The 15093-nt window shown below is 65.9% G+C and carries 12 protein-coding genes and 1 tRNA gene; 7 read left to right on the forward strand and 6 right to left on the reverse strand.

All coding sequences use genetic code 11. From position 1 onward, the window contains the following. Positions 1–87: 87 nt before the first annotated feature. Both HF690_RS06740 and HF690_RS06745 read left to right on the forward strand, forming a co-directional pair. On the forward strand, positions 88–1674 hold the full coding sequence (locus HF690_RS06740; protein WP_168608901.1) for a POT-type proton-dependent oligopeptide transporter: 1587 nt from the start codon (positions 88–90) through the stop codon (positions 1672–1674). 127 nt (positions 1675–1801) lie between these two features. After that, on the forward strand, positions 1802–3877 hold the full coding sequence (locus tag HF690_RS06745; RefSeq protein WP_168608902.1) for a S46 family peptidase: 2076 nt from the start codon (positions 1802–1804) through the stop codon (positions 3875–3877). A gap of 58 nt (positions 3878–3935) precedes the next feature. On the opposite strand, the gene HF690_RS06750 is transcribed toward HF690_RS06745, so the two are convergent. After that, positions 3936–5081 carry a phospholipase D-like domain-containing protein gene (locus HF690_RS06750; RefSeq protein ID WP_338042884.1) on the reverse strand — a complete coding sequence of 382 codons (1146 nt, stop codon included), beginning with the start codon at positions 5079–5081 and terminating at the stop codon, positions 3936–3938. 174 nt (positions 5082–5255) lie between these two features. Further along, the gene (locus HF690_RS06755) at positions 5256–5969 is read right to left on the reverse strand and encodes a ZIP family metal transporter (RefSeq protein ID WP_168184659.1); all 714 of its coding nucleotides are present in this window, start codon (positions 5967–5969) and stop codon (positions 5256–5258) included. 84 nt (positions 5970–6053) lie between these two features. Here HF690_RS06755 and HF690_RS06760 point away from each other — a divergent pair, with 84 nt between their 5' ends. Next, a complete protein-coding gene (locus HF690_RS06760; protein ID WP_168608904.1) occupies positions 6054–7070 on the forward strand; it encodes a M23 family metallopeptidase in 1017 nt (338 codons plus the stop codon). Positions 7071–7472: 402 nt separating this feature from the next. Here HF690_RS06760 and HF690_RS06765 read toward each other — a convergent pair whose 3' ends face one another. Together HF690_RS06765 and HF690_RS06770 are read right to left on the reverse strand one after the other, a co-directional pair. Next, a complete protein-coding gene (locus tag HF690_RS06765; protein ID WP_168608975.1) occupies positions 7473–8021 on the reverse strand; it encodes a phosphatase PAP2 family protein in 549 nt (182 codons plus the stop codon). Positions 8022–8026: 5 nt separating this feature from the next. Beyond that, a complete protein-coding gene (locus tag HF690_RS06770) occupies positions 8027–9220 on the reverse strand; it encodes a glycosyltransferase family 4 protein (RefSeq protein WP_168608905.1) in 1194 nt (397 codons plus the stop codon). Between the two features lie 250 nt (positions 9221–9470). Here HF690_RS06770 and HF690_RS06775 point away from each other — a divergent pair, with 250 nt between their 5' ends. Then, positions 9471–10931 carry an ArnT family glycosyltransferase gene (locus HF690_RS06775; RefSeq protein ID WP_168608906.1) on the forward strand — a complete coding sequence of 487 codons (1461 nt, stop codon included), beginning with the start codon at positions 9471–9473 and terminating at the stop codon, positions 10929–10931. Between the two features lie 42 nt (positions 10932–10973). Here HF690_RS06775 and HF690_RS06780 read toward each other — a convergent pair whose 3' ends face one another. Both HF690_RS06780 and HF690_RS06785 read right to left on the reverse strand, forming a co-directional pair. Next, a complete protein-coding gene (locus HF690_RS06780; protein ID WP_113064053.1) occupies positions 10974–11519 on the reverse strand; it encodes a hypothetical protein in 546 nt (181 codons plus the stop codon). A 177-nt stretch (positions 11520–11696) separates the two neighbouring features. After that, positions 11697–11773: transfer RNA gene (locus tag HF690_RS06785), tRNA-Arg, on the reverse strand. 234 nt (positions 11774–12007) lie between these two features. Here HF690_RS06785 and HF690_RS06790 point away from each other — a divergent pair. The 3 genes from HF690_RS06790 to HF690_RS06795 are packed head-to-tail and all read left to right on the forward strand — an operon-like array spanning position 12008 to position 15079. Next, a complete protein-coding gene (locus HF690_RS06790; protein WP_168608908.1) occupies positions 12008–13198 on the forward strand; it encodes a PAS domain-containing protein in 1191 nt (396 codons plus the stop codon). Next, positions 13083–13577 carry a GGDEF domain-containing protein gene (locus tag HF690_RS15105; RefSeq protein WP_240151670.1) on the forward strand — a complete coding sequence of 165 codons (495 nt, stop codon included), beginning with the start codon at positions 13083–13085 and terminating at the stop codon, positions 13575–13577. The genes HF690_RS06790 and HF690_RS15105 overlap by 116 nt, the downstream gene beginning before the upstream one ends. Next, positions 13574–15079, forward strand: a complete 1506-nt coding sequence (locus HF690_RS06795) for an avidin/streptavidin family protein (RefSeq protein ID WP_168608909.1) — start codon at positions 13574–13576, stop codon at positions 15077–15079. The genes HF690_RS15105 and HF690_RS06795 overlap by 4 nt, the downstream gene beginning before the upstream one ends. The last annotated feature ends 14 nt before the right edge of the window (positions 15080–15093 follow it).

The following is a 15093-nucleotide window of genomic DNA, read 5'->3' on the forward strand; positions in this document are numbered from 1 at the left end:
CCCTCGGGAGCACCTGCCTAGGCAGGTGTCCGGTTCGCGGGATTTGGCTAGCCTGAGCGCTCCCAACGACCCGCGACCGCTTCACGTATGGAAACCACCGCCGCGGCTCCGGCCGGCAAAGGCGCGCTGCCGCGCCAGATTCCCTACATCATCGGCAACGAGGGATGTGAGCGCTTCAGCTTCTACGGCATGCGCAACATCCTCACGCCGTTCCTGATCTCCAGCCTGCTGCTGTTCGCCCCTGAAGCCGAGCGTATCGGCATCGCCAAGGACGTGTTCCACACCTTCGTCATCGGCGTGTACTTCTTCCCGCTGCTGGGCGGCTGGATCTCGGACCGTTTCTTCGGCAAGTACAACACCGTGCTGTGGATGTCGCTGGTGTACTGCGCCGGCCACGCCTGTCTGGCGATGTTCGAGGACAACCGCACCGGCTTCTACACCGGCCTGTTCCTGATTGCGCTCGGATCGGGCGGCATCAAGCCGCTGGTATCGGCCTTCGTCGGCGACCAGTTCGACCAGTCCAACAAGCATCTGGCGAAGGTGGTCTACGACGCCTTCTACTGGATCATCAACTTCGGCTCGTTCTTCGCCTCGCTGCTGATGCCGATCATCCTGCGCGAATACGGTCCGACCTGGGCCTTCGGCATTCCCGGCATCCTGATGTTCATCGCCACGGTGATCTTCTGGTCCGGCCGCAGGAAATACGTGGTGGTGCCGCCGGTCGCTTCCGACCCGCACAGTTTCCTGAAAGTGGTGCGCACGGCGTTGTTCGCCAATGCGCCGGACAGGGGACGCCCGGGCCTGATCCTGGCCGTCACCGGCTTCACCCTGGCCCTGATCGTGCTGGCCTGGCTGGCCGTCGACGACTTCGTCATTGCCGTGCTGCTGGCGCTCGGGCTGATCATCGGCTTCGGCGGCGCGGGCGCGGCGATGCAGATGGAGCGCGCGCGCAGCGTGCATCCGGACAGTGCCGTCGACGGCGCGCGCGCGGTGCTGCGCATTCTGGTGGTGTTCGCCATCGTCACGCCGTTCTGGTCGCTGTTCGACCAGAAGGCCTCGACCTGGATCATCCAGGGCAACGCCATGGTCATCCCGCACGATCAATGGTGGTGGCCGAGCTGGCTGGTGAAAGAACCGGCGCAGATGCAGGCGTTGAACCCGATCCTGGTGATGCTGCTGATCCCGTTCAACAATCTCGTGATCTACCCGCTGCTGCGCCGCATGGGCGTGAAGGTCACCTCGCTGCGCCGCATCGGCGCGGGACTGGCGTTCTCCGGCGTCGCCTGGGTGGTGGCGGCACTGATCCAGCTGCACATCGACGACGGCGACGCCGTCTCCATCGCCTGGCAGATCGCGCCATACGTGCTGCTGACCATGGGCGAGGTGCTGGTCTCGGCCACCGGCCTGGAGTTCGCCTACAGCCAGGCGCCGCAGCAGATGAAGGGCGTCATCATGAGTTTCTGGCTGCTGTCGGTGTCCTACGGCAACCTGTGGGTGTTGATTACCAACGCCGCGGTGCGCAATGAGGCCGTCACGCACCAGATCGCGCAGAGCGGCATCGGCGAGAACGCATTCCTGATGTTCTTCTTCGCCGGCTTCGCCTTCCTCGCCGCCCTGGTGTTCGCGCTCTACGCGCGACGCTATCCGCTGCAGGATCACTACCGCACGGCGTAACCCCGGTCGACCAAAAGCACGCGAGGTGTACACCGTCGCGCGTGCTACGAAAGTCATGTTGTTACTTTATAACATCAGTTTGATAATGGCTGGACGGCGCTCTGCGCGCATCTCAAAGGGAGGCATCATGAAACGACTCGCTCTGACCCTGCTCACGGGTCTGCTGCTCGCCACGGCCGGATCGGCCATGGCCGACGAGGGCATGTGGACCATGAACCACTTGCCGATCAAGCAAATGCAGCAGAAATACGGCTTCACGCCCTCACAGCAGTGGATCGACCATGTACAGCGCGCCGCGCTGCGTCTGGCCGAGGGCTGCTCCGGCTCGTTCGTGTCCGCCAACGGCCTGGTGATGACCAATCACCACTGCGCCAACACCTGCCTGTCGCAGCTGTCGGACAAGAACCACAACTATATGCAGGACGGCTACGTCGCCAAGGACGACAAGGACGAGCCGAAGTGCCCGGACATGGAGCTGAATCAGCTCGAGAAGATCACCGACGTCACCGCCCGCGTGAACGCGGCCACCGCCGGCAAGGACGGCGCGGCGCGCATCAAGGCACAGCGCGCGGTCGACAGCGCCATCGAGAAGGCGTGCGTCAACGGCGATCCCGACACCTGGCGTTGCGACGTGGTCACGCTGTACCACGGCGGCCGCTATGCACTGTACAAGTACCGCCGCTACCAGGACGTGCGCCTGGTGTTCGCGCCGGAACAGTCGATCGCCTTCTTCGGCGGCGATCCGGACAACTTCAACTTCCCGCGCTACGACCTCGACGTCACCTTCTTCCGCGCGTACGTCAACGGCAAGCCGGCGCATACACCCGATTTCTTCCAGTTCGACCCCAAGGGTCCGAAAGCCGGTGAACTGACCTTCGTGGTCGGCAATCCGGGTTCCACCCAGCGCCAGACGCCGTGGACCTCGCTCGCCTACATGCGCGACAAGATCCTTGTCCCACTCTTCGGCTACCTGTCCGAGGAACGCGGACTGCTCTGGCAGTACAGCCGCATGGGCAAGCAGCAGGCCAAGGAAGCCCAGGATTCGCTGTTCGGTATCGACAACTCGCTCAAGGTGTTCAAGGGCTGGCTGGAAACGCTCAACAACGAAGCCTTCGTGGCCAAGAAGAAGCAGGAAGACGCTTCGCTGCGTGACTGGATCAACGCCGACCCGGCACGCGTGAAGAAATTCGGACATCCGTGGAAGATGCTCGACAAGGCCCAGCAGCGCGGCGCGCAGCTGCGCGAGCGCTACGCCATGATCGAACGTGGCCAGGGCTTCGGCAGCACCCTGTTCAGCGATGCGCGCATGCTGGTCCGCGCCGCCGCCGAACGCACCAAGCCCGACGCCGACCGTCTGCCGCCGTACCGCGACGCCAACCTGCCGGCGATGCAGCAGCGGGTGGAAGCGAAGACCCCGTTCTATCCGCAGTACGACGAGACCAAGCTGGCCTGGACCCTGGAGAAGATGCGCCAGGCCCTGGGCGCGGACGATCCGTTCGTGCACGAAGTGCTGGGCAAGAAGTCGCCGGAACAACTGGCCCACGAGCTCGTCTACAACAGCAAGCTCGGCGATCCTGCCGTGCGCAAGCAGCTGTGGAACGGCGGCGAGAAGGCCATCGAGGCCTCGCACGACCCGATGATCGAACTGGCGCGCAAGATCGACCCAGTCGCCCGCAAGCTGCGCAAGCAGTACGAGGACGAAGTCGATGCGCCGATGCGCAAGGCCTCCGAGGCCATCGCCCAGGCCCGTTTCGCACGGGACGGCGCGTCCAGCTATCCGGACGCCACCTTCACCATGCGTCTGTCCTACGGCACCGTGAAGGGCTGGATGGAGAAGGGCAAGGAAGTGCCGCCGTTCACGCACTTCGCCGGACTGTACAAGCGCGCCACCGGCGCCGATCCGTTCAAGCTGCCGGAGAGCTGGCTGAAGGCCAAGTCGTCGCTGGATCTGTCCACGCCGATGGATTTCGTCACCGACAACGACATCATCGGCGGCAACTCGGGCAGCCCGGTCATCAACAAGGAAGGCCATGTCGTCGGCCTGATCTTCGACGGCAACATCCACTCGCTGGGCGGCAACTTCACCTTCGACGACAGCGTCAACCGCGCCGTCGCCGTGGACACCGCCGCACTGGATCAGGCACTGCGCAAGGTCTATCACCTGCCGCGTCTGGCCGAGGAACTGGAAAAAGGGCACCAGTAAGCCCCATGCGCCCGCCGCGGAATGACTCTTCCGCGGCGGGCGTCACGCTCCTGCACGCTCAATGCGTGCGGGGCGGTTTGTAGTCCTTTCCGGGTTCCAGCGTGGTCACGTACGGACCGCTCCAGTCATGGTCGAAGATGCCGATGAGCGTTTTCGCCGGCCCGGCCCCATGCGCGAACACCGACGCGTCCACTGTGTTGTTGAAGTAGCTCCAGCCCCAGTTTCCGGTGCCGATGTACACACTGCGATCATCGGCCACCGCGTACTTGGCGTGCTCCACGCGGGCGTAGTCGATGAAGCCCTGCGGCGACGGTGGCAGATGACTGAACTTCACCGTGATGTGCGGCAGCACCGCCAGGCTCTTCAGATAGGCCTGCATGGGTTCGCGCAGGGCCCAGTCGGCGACGATGATGCGCACATCGACACCGCGCGCGGCAGCATCGCGCAGAGCCGCATCGACCGGCGTCCACCAACCCTTCGGGCCGTACTGCCGGATCGCCGTCAGCGTCATCACCTGCACGCGCAGCACATGGCGCGCGTCGTGGATCATGCGGACCAGCGCCGGCTGCTCGGCGCTGACGCCATGCGGAATCAACGATGGCGGGCTGAAGGCCGGAAAAGCGCTCAGGGCTTCGCCCGAGTTATCGTGCAACGTCACCGGATCGGCCGCTGTCACCGGCGCGAACGGCAACGAGCGTTCGGCCCGCTTCGCCAGTTTCGGCATGTCCGGATGCGCCGCCGCATGCCAGTCGAAATCGAAACTGGCCTCGAAGGTGCGCGCGAAGCGGGCATTGCGAATCCGCGCGCCGATCTCGTGAATCTGGGTCAGCGCGCGCCAGTCCCAGTTAGCGCTGCCGACGAACACCTCGCGACCGTCGACCACCATGTACTTGGCATGCAGGACGCCGCCGGTCAGCGCGTCCATCGGCAGCACGCGCACTTCGATGTTCTTCACCTTGCGCAGTCTGTCCACGCTGTCGCGGCTGTATTTCATGAACGTGCGATCGAGCAGGAATCGCACTTTCACACCGTCGCGTGCACGAGCAATCACGGCGTCCAGCACCGGCGCCAGCGCACTGCCCGGCTTGTTGGCGAGGTAGAACGCGGCCACGTCGATGCGCTTGTGCGCGCTGTGGATCATGTCCAGCCACACGGCCTGCGTGCGCGGCACGCCCGGCGCGCCGTAGTTCGTTGCCTCCGGCACGCTTTCCACTATCTGGAAGCCCGGCGTGATTTCCGGTCGTGCCGCCCCGGCGACGCATACAACGCCCCAGAGCAAGCCTGCTATGGTGATCGACCATGTCTTTCTTTGCATGTGCATCCGCCCCGATCTCTGCGCACGCGGCTGAACTTGCGCGGCCGCATGATGACTAAGAACTCAATGTACGTGATCGACCAGTGCCGCCGCCCACATGAACACCACGCCGCCGATCATGCCCACTGCGGGCGCGAGGCGGCTGCGTGCGTCGAGCCGCTGCCACACCGCCGGCAGCACGTCGACGCAGGCCAGATAGATCGTGCATCCGGCGGCGAACGCGAGACCGTAGCCGACGAACCCGCTCGCGCTGCCCAGCCCGAGTGCCAGCCCGGCGCCCAGCGGTACCCCGGCGGCCGCCAGGATCGACAACCCGAACGCGCGCACCGGCGCATAGCCCCCGGCGACCAGCACTCCGGCGTGCCCCACGCTGCGCGGAAGCTCGTGCAGCAGCACGGTCACCGCCACGAACACGCCCAGCGAAGTGTTTGCGGTGAAGGCCGCGCCGATGACCACGCCGTCGACCACGTGATGCAGCGCATCGCCGAGTACATCCATACGCGCGAACGCCGCCACATCACGGCTCGACGCCCATACGCGCACCAGGTTCTCCACACACACCAGCAACAGCACGCCAAGCGCGATCACGCCGCCGGCCGCATGGCCGGGCACGCCGTGGGACATCGCTTCCGGCAACATGTGCAGCAGACCGTCGCCGAGCAGCAGCCCGGCCGTCGCCGCCTGCATCCACGGCAGCCACGCCTGCACCCGACGCATCGGCGTCAACACGACCCAGCGCGTCGTCACGCTGGTCGCGGCCACCGCGACGCTGGCCAAGAGGGCGGGAATCCATGGGGGCATATCGGCTTGCCGCATCACTAAACGTTACGTTATAACATAACAATTTATCGCAAAGACACCATGAAGTACATCGCCACTCCCTTGCTGCTCGCGCTGACGGCACTTTCCGCCCTGTCCGCATGGAGTCTTGTTGTCGCATGGCATCCGCAACCGGACACCCTCTCACCGCGGACTGCCCAAGCGAACCCGACACAGCCGGCGTCTCCAGCCGTTCCGCTGGCGCCGCCGCCCCCGTTCACGCCGCCGGCCCGGCATCTCGCGCACAATGTCGCACTCGCCGCCGCGCATGCACGGCACGTTCCGGTCGCGAGTGTCCGCGCCCTGGTGGCGCGGCTGCGTCACCGCGACGTGCGCTGGACCACCATCCGCGCCGCGCTGGCTTACGTGCACCGCTACTGGGCGCACGCTGGCCGCTTGCCGCATCACGCACGCGTCGACATCCGGTTCGGCAAAGCGCCTACCGACGACCACAGCGCCTATCTCGCCCTCGCGATGCGCCACGGCGATCGCAGCCAGTGCGTGTTCCTGGTGCGTGAGTCGCACCACGGGCTGCTGCTGGCCGACGGCCACGGGCGCATGCTGCAGGCGATCGATCTGCGCAACCCGGTCGTGCACACCCGCATCTCGTCCGGCTGGGGCTGGCGCACGCAACCCGTGCTGGGCTGGCACGAGTTCCACAAGGGCATCGACTACGCCGCACCGATCGGCACCCCGGTCCGCGCGGCCATGAGCGGCGTGGTCGATCTGGCGCGATGGCACGGCAACTACGGCCGCCTGGTCGAAGTCCGCCACCCGGACCATCTGGCCACCCGCTACGGCCACCTGTCGCGCTTCGCCAAAGGCGTCACCCGCGGCACGCACGTTCGGCGCGGGCAGGTCATCGGCTATGTCGGCACCACCGGACTGTCGACCGGCCCGCATCTGTACTTCGAGCTGTGGCGGCACGGACGGCGCATCGACCCCCTGCGCGCCGCACTGGTCCGCATCCACCCGCGCACCGCCTCGCACCGAGAGTTGCTGGCCTGGGTCCGGCATCAGAAACACCGGTCGTCTACCTCGGAACTCGCCGCGCCCTGACGAAGCCGGCCGCATCTCGCGTCGACGGTCTTGCAAGGACTCCCGTGCGTGGTCCGCGCCTGCGCGACACGCCGAGGACTAGACGAACCCCACCGCAGACCTCCGCGCACGTGCTCGGCGCGGACCACGGAAGTTCTCGCGAAGCGCGAGCTGAAACACAGCGCACCGCACCGCGCCACGAAATCCTGCACCCAGGCGCGCGATCCCCGCGCCTGCTCCGCCGCACCGCAGGAGCACGAATTCCATCCCAGGCGCAGCAACTGGATCGGGGGATGCCTGACATCGCCGCCGAACAGCGCGCGCTCCGCTCGAGGACAGCTCGATGGACATGTGCCCGACGCTGCGTCCCGACGTCGTGTGGAAACGAAAATGATCGTCCGCCGCGGAATGCACGACACGGTTTCACAACCAGAACGACACGCCCTGCACGGCATACAGCGAGAGGCTGCCCAGCGCGCCACCGATGACACACGCCGCCAGCACGTCGCTGGGATAGTGCAGACCGAGCACCACCCGCGACAACGCGACCAGCACCGTGAACGGCATCAGCACGGCGGCCAGCACGGGGTAATACGCCAACGCCACCAGCGTGAACGCCACAGCCTGCAGGGTGTGCCCGGACGGGAAGCTGAATTCGTCCAGTGGAGGCACGTGCGCGATCACCCCCGGACAGGCCCGGAACGGGCGCGGACGCTTGGTCCACCCCTTTAGGGCGCGATAGAGCAGCAACGCGGACAAGCCGGTCGCCGCCATGTGCACGGACGCCTGCAGTCCGCGCGCGCCGCCGAAGATCGCCAGCGCCGCCATCGACGCGTACCAGAACATGCCGTCGCCGAGCCGGCTGACGACGGCGAAGAAGCGTCCGATCGCACGCCGCGTGCCCCAGCGGTTGGCACGGCTGCACAGCCGTGCGTCCAGCGTCGGATGCGGCGCGACGGGGGGCTGGATCATCGGGTTCATGTGCGTGCTCCGCTGTCCCGGGGATGACCGCTGAAACCCAGCGCACGCGCCTGACGCGTCGTGCGCCCCGGCGCGCTGACGCCGAGCAGGAGGGCTTCGAAATCGGCGATCACGGCGTCAGGGTTCAGCGCGGCTACGCTGCTGCGCGCACTGGCGCGCATGTCCCGATACCGCTCGTCGCGAATCAGCTTGACGCAGGCCGCGGTGAATGCCGACTCGTCGCCGTCCTCGATGCAGTACCCGTTGTGACCGCTGCGCAGATGCTCGTGCGCAGCGCCGCTGTCGAAGGCGACCGTGGGCAAGCCGCTGGCCAACGCTTCCAGGATCACGTTGCCGAACGTCTCGCTGCGGCTGGGGAACACGAACAGATCGGCGCTGGCGTAACAGCGCGCGAGCGCCTCGCCGTGCTGCATGCCCATGAACACGAATTCGGGGTGCGCGCGCTGCACCGCCTCGCGCGCCGGGCCGTCGCCGACCCAGACGTAGCGCAAGTCCGGACAGCGCTTGCGCATGGCGTAGAAGGCGTGCACCGCCAGCGGCAGATTCTTCTCCGCCGCGATGCGCCCGACGTACAGCATCACCGGCGCCCGCGAACCGGCGCCCCATCGGGCACGCAACTCGGCGTCGCGATGCGCCGGATCGAACTGTTCGGTATCGACCGCACGATGCAGCAGGCGCACATTGTCCACACCCAGCCTCCGCAGCTCGCGGGCCAGTGCGTCGGTCGGCACCAGCGTCGCTGCGGCGCGCCGGTGGAAACGGCGCAGATAGCCGCGAACCATCGGTGTCAGCCAACCCACGCCGTAATGCGAAGCGTAGTGGTCGAACCGGGTATGGAATCCGGTCGTCGCCGGAATGCCCAGGCGGCGCGCACAACGCAGCGCACTGGCGCCGAGCGGCCCCTCGGTCGCGACATAGATCGCATCGGGTCGCCGCGCACGCCAAGCCCGAAGAAGTCGTCGATCCGCCGGCAGACCGAAACGCAGGCCCGCATAGCCGGGAAGGGCTGCACTCGGCGTGAGCATCGCGTCCGCCTCGGGCACGGCGTCCTTCGCCTCGCCGTATTGCCGCGGACGCACCAGCATCACGCGGTGGCCGCGCGCGCGCATGCCCTGCACCATGCTCTGCACGGTCAAGGCCACGCCGTTGGTCTCCGGCGGATAGGTTTCCGTAACGATGGCGATCTGCATGCGGCACGCCCATGGGGTCTCGTGTCCGCAGCATGCAGGGTTCATGTTGCAGCGACTTTATCCGCGCATGACGTTGATATGACTGAAAAATCGATGCCACCCCTTCCATTGGCGGTCATCACGAAGACATCCGAGCCGATATAATCGCCCCTCGATGGGCCGCGCCCCGCCGGCAAGACACTGCAAGGACACGAAGGTCTGCATGCCGAACTCAAGCTCTGCACACGCAAACACGTCCACGCGACGGGCCATGGCGCTGCTCGCCTGCCTGCTGGTTCTTCTAGGCTTCGCCTTCCAGGGCACGCGCCCGCTGTGGAGCCGCGACGAAGGTCGCTACACCGGCAATGCCCTGCAGATGATCGCCAGCGGCGACTATCTGGTGCCGGCCTACAACGCCGACCGCACCAACTTCAACAAACCGCCGATGACGGCTTGGCTCATCGCCGGCTCCATGCGCACGTTCGGGCAGAACACCTGGGCCGTGCGCACGCCTTATGCGCTGGCCTTCATCTTCACCGCCCTGCTGCTGGTCGGCATGGGACGCACGCTGATCCCGGACAAACCCTGGCTACCGGGACTGATCTATGCCTGCACGCTGTACCCATTCCTGACCGCGAACATCGTCAGTACCGATGTCTTCCTGACGCTCTTCGAGGCCCTGGCCGGCTTCGGCTTCGTCCGCGCCTTCCTGGACCAGGACGCGACGCATCCACGCAGATGGCGCGTGCTGATGTGGCTGGGCTTCGGCCTGGCTTTCCTGACCAAGGGACCGCCGGGACTGATGCCCCTGCTGGGCATGGTTCCGTTCGTCGCGCGACGCGACGGCTGGCGCGGACTCGGCCGCTTGTTCACGCCGCTCGGCCTGCTGGTCTTTCTGGTGACCGGCCTGGGCTGGTACGCCGCCGTGGTGCTGACGCATCCCGGTCTGCTCGAGCACTATCTGCGCTACGAGGTCTACGATCGCATCTTCACCAGCGTGCACGATCGCCACGGGCAGTGGTACGGCTGGATCAAGGTCTACGTGCCCGCCCTGATGCTGGGCACGCTGCCGTGGTGGTGGTCCCTGCTGCGCGGCCTGCGCCGCACGCTCGCACCGAGCCGGCTGCGCACGCTCTGGCGTGTGCCCGGACCGCGCCTGTTCCTGCTGCTGTGGTTCGTGCTGCCGCTGTGCGTGTTCATCCTCGCGCGCTCGCGCCTGCCGCTGTATCTGCTGCCGCTGTTCCTGCCGCTCTCGCTGCTGCTGGCCTACGTGCTGCGGACGCGCATCGATCTGCGCCGTCGATCCCAGCGCGTACTGCTGGTCGTGTGGGTGCTGATCCTGATCGGCCTGAAGGGGGGCGTCTCGCTCTACGAACACCCCAAGATCGACAACCGCCTGCGCACCCGCGAGCTGCTCGGCATCACCCGCGACATGCACTTCGATTCACTCGTCTTCGTGCGCAACAGCGACTCGGAAAGCGACGTCGACGAAACCACGCCGTGGGGCATGCGCATGTACCTGAACCGCCCCCTCTACGGCGTCGCCTGGCGCACCGAAGGCAGCCAGCAACGCGCCTGCGAGCTGGCCAAGCAGCACCCCGACGCGCTGTTCGTGACCGGGAGGTACATGCCGAACGGAGCGTTCCAGGCAGGACTGAAATCGGTGTGTCCAGCGCTGAAACCGATGCCCGCCGGGGTCTGGCGCAAGCAGAAACTCTGGCGATTCCGCTGAATCGAACCCGCACTCCCTCAGCACAGTTATCGCGAAACCACGTCACACTTGGTTCGACGTGGTGGTCACTCCGTTGACGACCCGCTCCACGATGATGTTGTGCCGACGCACGTACTCATTGAGCGCATCGAGCAGTTCCGCGTAGTCGTTGTCATGCCTCGAGAAATAGATCTTCCGGGTCTTGGGCCGGGTCATCGAGTGATCGCGAGGCATGATGTTGTACCCCGTCACAGTCACCTTGTTGCCGGACTTTCGCAGCGGAAAGACTTTTATTTTCGCCACGTTCCGCCAGTCGATGGACTGCACGATTTTTCCGAAAAGCGCCCTTGAGACAGCACCGTCATCCAGAACCATGTCCGCTCGCGCAAAGGCGTAAATTCTTCCTATGAATGTCAGAAAAGCAATCGCGAGAATCAGGATCGCGACCATTCCGACACCCACTCCACGCTCCTGCACGAGTGACACGACAAGCACCACCACGAATGAAACCAGCATGCATGCCAGAACGAGAAGCGGGAACCAGAGCCCTCCGAACTTGAAACTGCGGGAAGAGTTCGCGCCTGCGTCATCGCCCATGATGTCGGACACCTTTTTCCAGCCCTGATCCTACGGAAAGATTCCGTGCTCACTCCTGGCCCGAAAGTGTTGGGTTCGATGGCAACGCGGATGGTGCGCCGCTTCACGTGTCAGTGCTTCGCGAGAACCGCGGACACACTGTGACCCGCTCGCGAGTCCACCGGGCATGAGCGGAAAGCCCTGAAAAGATGGCGCGCTCGGCGGGATTCGAACCCACGACCCCTGCCTTCGGAGGGCAGTACTCTATCCAGCTGAGCTACGAGCGCGTTGGCGCGCATTGTAGCCGAGGCGTGCGGCTGCGCCTACGCCCCCGGTGCGGGGCCTTCCTGAAACGGCGCCACTATGCGGTTTTGACTGAGTCTGGATACGACGTGGCGCCCGGCATGGCCTGGGTCTACAATCGATCTTCGACGGAAGGGGATACCGTCGCCACGGATGCAATGTCAGTGGAAGAACCAAAGACGACACGGACGGACGGTCCGCGGATACCGCGCCCGCCCTTGCAGCGAGCCGCATGGTTCGCGATCACCTATGTATTGCTCGCTGCGATCTGGATCGCGGGTTCCGACGCCCTGCTTCACGGATGGATCACCGACCACGCTTTGCTAGTGCAGGCGCAGACATGGAACGGCTGGATCTTCGCACTGGCCACGGGCGCCTTGCTGTTCGGCTTGCTCTATCGCCTGTTCCGCCAGGACGCGGGCCTGCTGCAGCGCTACGCGGAGCAGCGCAGCGACGTACACATGCTCAACCAGTTCCGCGAGAGCGTGATCGACAACGCCAGCATCTGGATCAACGTGCTCGACTCCTCGGCCAAGGTGGTGCTGTGGAACAAGGCGGCCGAGCAGATCAGCGGGTACAGCCGCGACGAGGTCGTCGGCCGCAGCGACATCTGGGAGCACCTCTACCCCGACAGCGATTACCGGCAGAGCGTGGTCGCCAAAGTCAACGAGATCCTGGCCAAGGGTGTCGAGGTGGAGAACCTGGAAACCCGCATCCGCTGTCGCGACGGGCAGCAGAAGATCATCGACTGGAGTTCTCGCCGGTTCTTCGACCAGAAGAAAGAACTCGGCTCCATCGCCATCGGCCGCGACGTCACCGAGCACAAGCAGATGCAGCAGATGCTGCGCGCCCGCGACCGTCAGCTGGCGATCCTGATGGCGAACGTGCCAGGCATGGTCTACCGTCGGCGCTGCAACACCGAATGGACCCTGCGCTTCGTGTCCAGCGGCTGTCTCGGACTGACCGGCTACGCCGCCGACGATCTGGTCGAGAACCGCAGCATGTCCTACGCCTCGCTGGTGCACCCGGAGGATCGTGAACGCGTGCAGCACGAGACCCATCATGCGCTGCGCGAAAATCAGGCGTTCGCCCTCGAATACCGCATCCGGCATCGCAACGGCCAGCATCGATGGGTCTGGGAGCAGGGCCGCGCCGTGCAGGCCGAAGACGGCCCGCACCTGGAAGGCATCATCGTCAATATCACCGACCGCAAGCGCATGGAACGGCAACTGGAACAGCTGGCGGTGCAGGACCCGTACCGGCCTGCGCAATCGCCGCGAGCTGGAAATGGCCCTGCAGGAAGCCGTCGAACGTGCCGAGCACGAACGCAAGCCGCTTTCCCTGCTGTGGATCGACATCGACGACTTCAAGCAGATCAACGACGTGCATGGCCATCTCGCCGGCGATGAAGTGCTGCGCCAGGTCAGCCGCATGATCCGCGACCACCTGCGCACCAACGACCTGGCCGCACGCTTCGGTGGCGACGAGATCGTCATGGTGCTCCCGGGCATGGACGCGGTAGCGGCCACCCGCATCGCCGAGACGCTGCAGCAAGCCATGCAGTCCATGCCTCTGAAGCTGCCGAGCGGCGAAGCGGTCGGGATCACCCTGAGCATCGGCGTGGCGGCGGTGCCCGAACATGTGGCCACCGCGGAGCAACTGGCCGAAGCGGCCGACCGTGCCATGTATCGCGCCAAGGAATGCGGCCGCAACCAGATCTGCAATGCGCTGCCATTTCCGCCACCGCCGCAGCACACCGCGCCCCACGAGACCCGGGAGCCCTCATGACCCGCCACGGCATGGACGCCGCACACGCCTTCATCACCGCGCTCGACGCCGGCGTCATCGCCAGACCGGACACGCCGCGCGTCCGCTTTCCGCTTCGGCGCGGAGCCATCACGGACAACGGCGCCACGCCCTGGACCTGCACGCTCGGCCTGGGCAACCCCGCGCAGCCGCTGCGCTTCATGCTCGACACTGGCACCCTGAACACCTGGGTGACGTCGAGCGCCTGCACCACGCATGCCTGCCGCGCACACCGCGCCTTCGACAGCGCGGCCTCAAGCACCTTTCGCGCCAGCGGCGATTCGCCCAAATCCGTCGACTTCGGCCCCTGGGGCACGATGCAGGTCGAGCTGGGCTACGACATCTGCCATCTGCAGCGCGACGTCGGCGGTCAGGTCCGCACCACGCCGCTCGACGAGCCGATCAGCTTCTACCTGGCCACCGACTACAACGGCGTGCAGTTCGCCATGCTGGACAGCGATGGCGGCCTGGCGATCCCGGCCGTGCCCTCGGCACAGCCGAGCGCCCTGCTTGAACAGCTCACCCGCCAGGGACTCATCGACCATGCCATCGCGACGTTCGACGTCGATCCGCTGCACGGTCGCGGACAGTGCACGATGGGCGCGATCGACCTGCATCGTTTCGACCCAGGCAGCCTCAACGTTCTGCCGGTGCAGCCACTGGAAGGCGATCTCGCCTACCTGTGGAACGTGCCGATGCAGGCGCTGCGCTGCGGCAGCGGCGTGGTGGCCGAGGACAGCGCGCTGGTGCTGGACACCGGCTCGTCGCGCTTCAAGGGGGGCGCAGCCGTGATCGCGCGCTTCCAGAACGCCATCACCGACGGCGGCAAGCGCCCGCTGACGGTGCATGACGCGACCGCGCTGGCCGCCTATCCGGACATCGAGGTCGAACTCAACAGCACGGTCTACACGCTGACCCCGCCGCAATATTTCCAGCGCCTCGGCGCGCACCGCTGGGAAGCCGGCGTGCATGTGCTGGAAGGCCTGCCGGACGAAATGCTCGTGGTCGGCTCGGTGTTCCTGGACTGGGTCTACAGCATTTTCTGGTATCAGCCGTCGGATGCCGGACCGTGCATCGTGGCGCTGGCCACGCCCCGCCGGCACACGTCTTCGCGCGTCACCGGCCTGTGGAGAAACGGTTTCGGTTCGACGCTGGAGATCGGCCCACTCGACGCCGACGGCTGCTTCCGTGGCCGCTACACGTCGAGCACCGGCGCCAGCGGCGATTATCCGGTGGTTGGCGTCGCCGACCCGCATCCGGACGGCGACAGCGTGGCCATCTCGTTCGCGGTCAGCTGGCGCAGCCTGGAAGGCAAACCGGACCCGTCCTGGCACTGGGTGTCGGGCTTCACCGGGCTGCTGCAGCACAAGGACGGCCAGGACCAGATCGCCACCACCTATCTGCTGCAGCAGAATGCCGACGCGCAGACGCCGGACTGGATGGCCACCGCGATCTACCCGTCGACCTTCACGCGCATCGGCTGACCGGACGCAAAGAA

This window comes from Oleiagrimonas citrea (genome assembly GCF_012395255.1).
Classification (GTDB): Bacteria; Pseudomonadota; Gammaproteobacteria; order Xanthomonadales; family Rhodanobacteraceae; genus Oleiagrimonas; species Oleiagrimonas citrea.